The organism is Avibacterium volantium (assembly GCF_049366555.1).
In the GTDB taxonomy this organism is placed as follows: Bacteria; Pseudomonadota; Gammaproteobacteria; order Enterobacterales; family Pasteurellaceae; genus Avibacterium; species Avibacterium volantium_A.
In genome coordinates this window covers 1-6,294 of sequence record NZ_JBMMGT010000045.1, presented here as the reverse complement: position 1 = coordinate 6,294, position 6,294 = coordinate 1, and the positions used below count along the sequence as shown (strand labels likewise).

The following is a 6,294-nucleotide window of genomic DNA, read 5'->3' as shown; positions in this document are numbered from 1 at the left end:
CAAATGCCCACTTTTTTATTATCCTTATCAGTGTAAAATAAGCGAGCATAACGCATTATAGGCAGTATGATTAATGCAGCTTAATCAAGCGACTATCCGCTCTCAAACTGATCTCAAAAGGACATTCTTATGCAAAACATCTTATTTATTGTGCATTCTTCCCCTTATGGTGATGAACATTTTTTCAGCGCTTTACGCCTTGCCTTGCAGTTACAAGAGCAATATAAAAGTGCGGTGCAATTACGCTTATTTTTTATGTCTGATGCCGTGGTGGGCGGTTTAGCTCAACAACAGCCAGCGGAGGGCTATCATTTACAACAAATGATCGAAATTCTCACTGCACAAGGGGTAATGGTAAAACTATGCAAAACTTGTGCCAATGCGCGTGGCATTCACAATGCACCGCTTGCTGATGGGGTAGAAATTGGCACATTAATTGAGCTTGCAGATTGGACAATGGAAGCAGATAAGGTACTGAATTTTTAATTTATGATGACGACAAAAACGCAAACTCTCAATCCAGCCACAATGCCGTTGCAGGGCGTTAGCCTGATCGAAGCGTCCGCGGGAACGGGCAAAACTTACACAATGGCTTCATTGTATATTCGTTTATTGCTCCAAGCGGGCGAAAATTGCTTTGACCAGCCGTTGCCCGTGGATAAAATTTTGGTGGTTACCTTTACCGATATGGCAACGCAAGAATTGCGGGAGCGTATTCGAGCGAGGATTTATCAAAGCAAGCAATTATTGCTTCAATATCAAGCCAGCAATGATCCGCAGATTTTCATCGCGGGTGGTGATCCCCTATTAGGCGAGCTTGTCAAAACTTTGCCTGATTTGTCGCAAAGTATTCAACGCCTTAACTGGGCGGAGCAGAGTATGGATACTGCCGCCATTTATACGATCCACAGTTTTTGTCGTCGTATGCTAATGCAATATGCCTTTAATTCGGGCGTGCATTTTAATTTAGAATTGGTGAGAGATGAAAGTGATTTGCTCGCACGCTTAACCAATGAATTTTGGCGTGAAACCTTTTATCATCAGCCTGTCATTGTGGCGAAATGGGTTTATGAACACTTAAAATCGCCGCAGGAATTACTGAAAACAATTAGGCCTTATTTAGGCAAAGAAGCCTTTGATGTTGCACTTTCTGCTCCAAGCCTGCTTGAACTTTCTCTTGATGAATTTTTCCAACAACATTTATTGGCTCGCTATCAGGATATTGATGAGTTTAAGCAAGAATGGTTGGCGAATGAGCAAGAACTCGCAGGATTTCTAGAAAAGAATAAAGCGCAAATTAAAAATTACCGTGCAGATCATATGCTAGGACGCTCTGAGAAAATGCGATTGTGGGCGGAAGATCCTGATAATTATAGCTTACCTGATATTCTCATTTATTTTACGGAAAAAGATATTGCTGCCAAAACCAAAGCAGATTTTGAGCCTTTGCAACATTCTTTATTAAGCCAAGCGGAAAAACTGATTGAACAGTCGGAAGGCATTTCCCTCACGTTGCCCATTGTGCTTTACCATTCCATTCAAACTATTCGACAAAAATTATTTGATTACAAAAATCATCACACGCAAAAAAGCTTTGATGATTTGTTGCGTTTAGTGCGAGAAGGCTTGTGTGGCGAGAATGGGCAAGAATTAGCCACGTTGATTCGCAATCAATATCCCTTTGCAATGATTGACGAATTTCAGGATACAGACGCCCAGCAATATCAAATTTTTTCTAAAATTTATATCGAAAATCCGCCGCAACAATCGCAGCCAGCAGCCTCAGGCTTTATTATGATTGGCGATCCAAAACAGTCTATTTATCAATTCCGTGGCGCAGATATTTTTACTTATTTTAAGGCTTCGCAACAAGCCAACCAGCGTTTTACACTGAAAGAAAACTGGCGTTCCACCACCGCATTAATCCAATGTGTTAATGGGATTTTTGATTTTGAACAGCCAGCGCCATTTTTATTTGATGAAATTCAGTTTGAGCCCGTAAAAGCCGGGAAAAATCTACCGCACTTTAACCTTAACGGACAAGATGAGCCAGCTTTAAGTTGCTATTTAGGCGATGCGTATAATCAAGAGCAATTTGCCGAAACCTGTGCCATTTCCATTCAACAATGGTTAAAAAGTGCGGTGCAAAATCAAGCAAAATTTGGTGATGAGCCATTACAAGCCAAAAATATCGCCGTGCTGGTGCGCAGTTGGAAAGAAGCACTGAGCGTTAAAACTGCCTTGCAAAATTTAGGTATTGCTTCAGTGTATTTGTCGGATAAAAGCAATGTGTTTGACAGCGAAACCGCGCAGGAATTGGCGTTAATTTTGCAGGCTTGTTTAAACCCATTGAATGAACGCCGCATTCTCAACGCCATTGCCACCCGATTATTTGGCTTAACCAGTGCGGAAATTTATCAAATCAAGCAAGATGAAAATCTGTGGGAACACTGGGTGGAAGCTTTTTTTGCTTATCAAAAAACCTGGCAACAAAAAGGCATTTTGGTGATGTTGCACCAATTATTGTTGAATGAAGAAAATCCACTCACCCAACGCTTGCTTACCCGTAGCCAAGGGGAGCGTATTTTAACCGACTTCTTGCACTTGGCGGAGCTTTTACAGCAAGCCAGCCGTTTAAATGAAAGCGAAGCCGCCTTATTGCGTTGGTTTGAAAAGCAAATTCAAGGCACAGATCGAATGCAAGAAAGCATTCGTTTAGAAAGCGAACGAGATTTAGTGAAAATCGTGACGATTCATAAATCAAAAGGCTTGGCTTATGATTTGGTGTGGCTGCCCTTTATTGCCGCTCCTGCGAAAGGTGTCAAAGATACCATCGCGACCTATTACGCAAAAGATCAAGTGCTGTGGGATATGGAAAATCAGCAGTCAGCGCTGGTTTTGAAAGAAAATTTGGCAGAAGAAATGCGTTTGCTTTATGTGGCGCTCACCCGCGCTAAATACCAAGTGGTGTGTTGTCTGCCGAAATCCTTTGAGAAAAAATGGAATGGCTTGCTTTATGCACTAAGTGAAGGGACGATTGGCGAAAAGATAACATTATCCGAAGCCTATGACACCCGCTCATTATTGCAAGCCCTACAGCAAAAAGTGGGCGAGCAGAATGTTGCCATTCGCAGTATCGAAGATCTTGAGGCAAGCGCGCCCTTGGTTTCCGCTTCTCACAATCAAATCTTTAGTCCTGCTATATTTAACGGCAACATTGAATATCATTGGGGGGTAACCAGCTTCACCGATATGGTGCATAAGCATCAGCGTAATAAATTGAAATTACAGGAAGAAAATGAAAGTGCGGGGCAAATTTCGTCAGTTTTTGATCAAGGTAAGGATTACGATTTCAACGTGCCACCAATACCAAATTTAGCTGAAGACAATACGCCACCACAAGAAAATGAAAATGCTTATCCGCAAGGTTATAGCCCTTTTGATTTACCAAGTGGCGTGCGGGTGGGGACGATTTTACACCGTTATTTAGAAAAAAATACCGCACAATCCGCCCTTGATGAGCAAAATTTAGCCAAATTATGCCAACTGTTACAGCTTGATGAGCAATGGATTTCTACCTTGCAACAATGGTTTAACGCTATTTATCACAGCCCATTATTGGCAGGGGAAAACTTAACCCTTGCTCAAATTCAACAACAAGATTGCTTAAAAGAAATGCAATTTTATTTGAAATTAAGCAAAGCCTTTGACGCCACGGCGTTTAACCGAGCCTTGCAAAATTATCACCCATATTCTTCGCAAAATCTGATTTTTGAGCGTTTGCAAGGAATGTTGCGCGGCTTTATCGATCTCGTTTTCCGCCACAAGGGCAAATATTATGTGTTGGATTACAAATCCAATTTACTTGGTAACAAAATAGAAAATTATCAGCCTGCGCAGTTGCCTGAAGTGATGAAAAACGGTTTTTATGACTGGCAATATTTGCTTTACACCTTGGCGTTGCACCGTTATTTACAAAGCCGTGATCCAGATTATCAATATGAGCGAGATTTTGGTGGCGTGATCTACACCTTCTTGCGTGGAATGAATGGGCAAGATCAAAACGGTATTTATTTTGATAAGCCAGATTGGCGGCTAATTCAAGCCTTAGAGGAGCTATTTTAATGCTTGGGCTAATTAAAGAACTGAAAGAAAAAGGCGTGTTTAGCGAGGCTGATTACCATTTTGCACGGCTGATCGCCGAGAAACAGCAAGGTAAATCCTATTCCTTGCACCAGCAAAATTTAGCGATTTTATTGGCGGCGTTGTGCAACTATTCTTATTTGCAAGGGCATAGCTGTTTGTTGCTTGAAGAAAATCTGGTGCAGAATTTATTGCCTTACAGCGAAAGAGAATATGCAAACCGTATTAATGAACAAATCGGCTTTCTGCCAGCCAGCCAATGGATTGCAGAATTGCAGGACCATATTGCATTTACCACTGAGCCGAAAAGCAAGGTTTCGCCTTTGGTATTTCAATTTAATGCTTTGTATTTTTATCGCATTTGGCAAGATGAATATCGCGTGGCGGAATATTTTGCCAATGCTATTAAACGTGTCGAACAGGGAACAAAACAGCAAAGTGCGGTGCAAAATTCAGCAATTTTTGACCGCACTTTCGATCCGCAAGCCATCGCCACTATTTTGCAAAAATATTTTTCAGCTTCACCACAGCCAACGCAACTTAACTGGCAAGAAATTGCGGTGGCAATGGCGCAGAAGCAGCTTTTCACCTTAATCAGTGGTGGGCCGGGAACGGGCAAAACCACCACCGTAACGCGCTTGTTACTTGCTTTGCAGGAGTTGTATCAGCAAGGTTTACGCATCAAATTGGTTGCGCCGACTGGCAAAGCCACCGCTCGCTTAAAAGAGAGTATGGACAATTCCTTAGCTCGTCTGAAAGCAGAGCTAGCCTTGCCCGAAAGCTTAATTGCCGCCATTCCGACTCAGCCCGAAACCTTGCACCGCTTGCTTGGCGTTCGTTTTTATGAAGAAACACCACGTCATAATAAACAAAATCCTTTGCTTATTGATGTGCTGGTGGTGGATGAGTCTTCAATGATTGATTTATCCCTAATGGCGAAATTGTTACAAGCCCTAAAACCGAAAACCAAATTGATTTTGTTAGGCGATAAAGATCAGCTTGCTTCCGTGGAGGCAGGGGCGATTTTAGCGGAGTTAGGTAAATTTCTTGCGCAGGGATATAGCCCTGATTTTGTGGCTTATTTACAACAAACTACAGGGCAACATTTGCCAGCGATGGAGAAAGGAAATCCAATTCGCGATCACCTTTGCCATTTAACCCAAAGCCATCGTTTTGATGAACATTCCGCCATTGGTCAGCTTGCGAAACTGATTAATCAAGGCAAAGCCGAAGAAAGCTGGCAGCTGTTGCAAGCAGGGGATTTGGCGAAAAGTGATGTTGTAACAAACTCACCTTTAACCTTAGTGGATTTTATGCAATTTGCCCAAGCGATGGACGTGAATACGGTGGCGTATCAGCAATATTGTGCCAATCTGATTGTGCAAAGTGCGGTGCAAAATTACGCCGATTTTTTGACCTTAATTCAGCAAATTACGGCGCAAAATCAGCCGTTAGATTCAGAAAAAATTCAGCAAATTTTCACCGCATTTAACAAAGTGCGTTATCTCACCGCATTACGCGTAGGGGAGTTGGGCAGTGAAAAACTCAATCAAGGCATTGCAGAGGGGTTGCGTGCAAAAGGCTTGGTGCAGTTTAACCAAGCACGTGAACATTATGTGGGCAAGCCTATTATGATTACGCAAAACGACAGCAATGTGGGCTTATATAATGGTGATGTTGGGTTGTATTTATTGAATTTTGATGAACAAGGAAAGGCACGCGGACATTTTTATTTTGAAAATGGCAAACGGGAGTTAGCCAGCCGTATTCCAAGCCACGAACCCGCTTTTGTGATGACGGTACATAAATCGCAAGGTTCTGAATTTGATCACGCTTTTATGGTGTTGCCTACTGAACCCAACCCGATTTTATCCCGCGAGTTAGTTTACACAGGCATTACTCGCGCCAAAAGCCGAGCCACCGTGTTTAGCACGGTGCAAAGCTGGAAAACGGCAGTGAAAAAGCCAACCAAACGGCAAAGTGGGTTAGCCTTGTTGTTGCAAAAAATGTTGGAATAGTAAAAATAAATAAAATTATTCTTGAAAATAAATGGGTAAAAATTTGTTCTGTTATACACGCTGATAATACGTATTATTTTTTTATTCGTTGAAAAAATCAAAAATAATTGATTGAAAAACGCTCTTATTTTAC

The 6,294-nt window shown here is 41.9% G+C and carries 3 protein-coding genes; all 3 read left to right on the top strand.

The annotated features are described in order from the left end of the window. Positions 1-129 precede the first annotated feature (129 nt). From ACLS0A_RS10740 to recD, 3 genes are read left to right on the top strand one after another with little or no spacing between them, the layout of a single operon-like run. Positions 130-486, top strand: coding sequence for a DsrE/DsrF/TusD sulfur relay family protein (locus tag ACLS0A_RS10740; RefSeq protein WP_416083450.1), 357 nt, complete (start codon positions 130-132; stop codon positions 484-486). A 6-nt stretch (positions 487-492) separates the two neighbouring features. Beyond that, entirely contained in the window at positions 493-4,125 is a 3,633-nt protein-coding gene (gene recB, locus ACLS0A_RS10735) for an exodeoxyribonuclease V subunit beta (protein WP_416083452.1), read from the top strand. Continuing rightward, positions 4,125-6,161, top strand: a complete 2,037-nt coding sequence (recD, locus tag ACLS0A_RS10730) for an exodeoxyribonuclease V subunit alpha (RefSeq protein ID WP_416083451.1) — start codon at positions 4,125-4,127, stop codon at positions 6,159-6,161. The genes recB and recD overlap by 1 nt, the downstream gene beginning before the upstream one ends. Positions 6,162-6,294 lie beyond the last annotated feature (133 nt).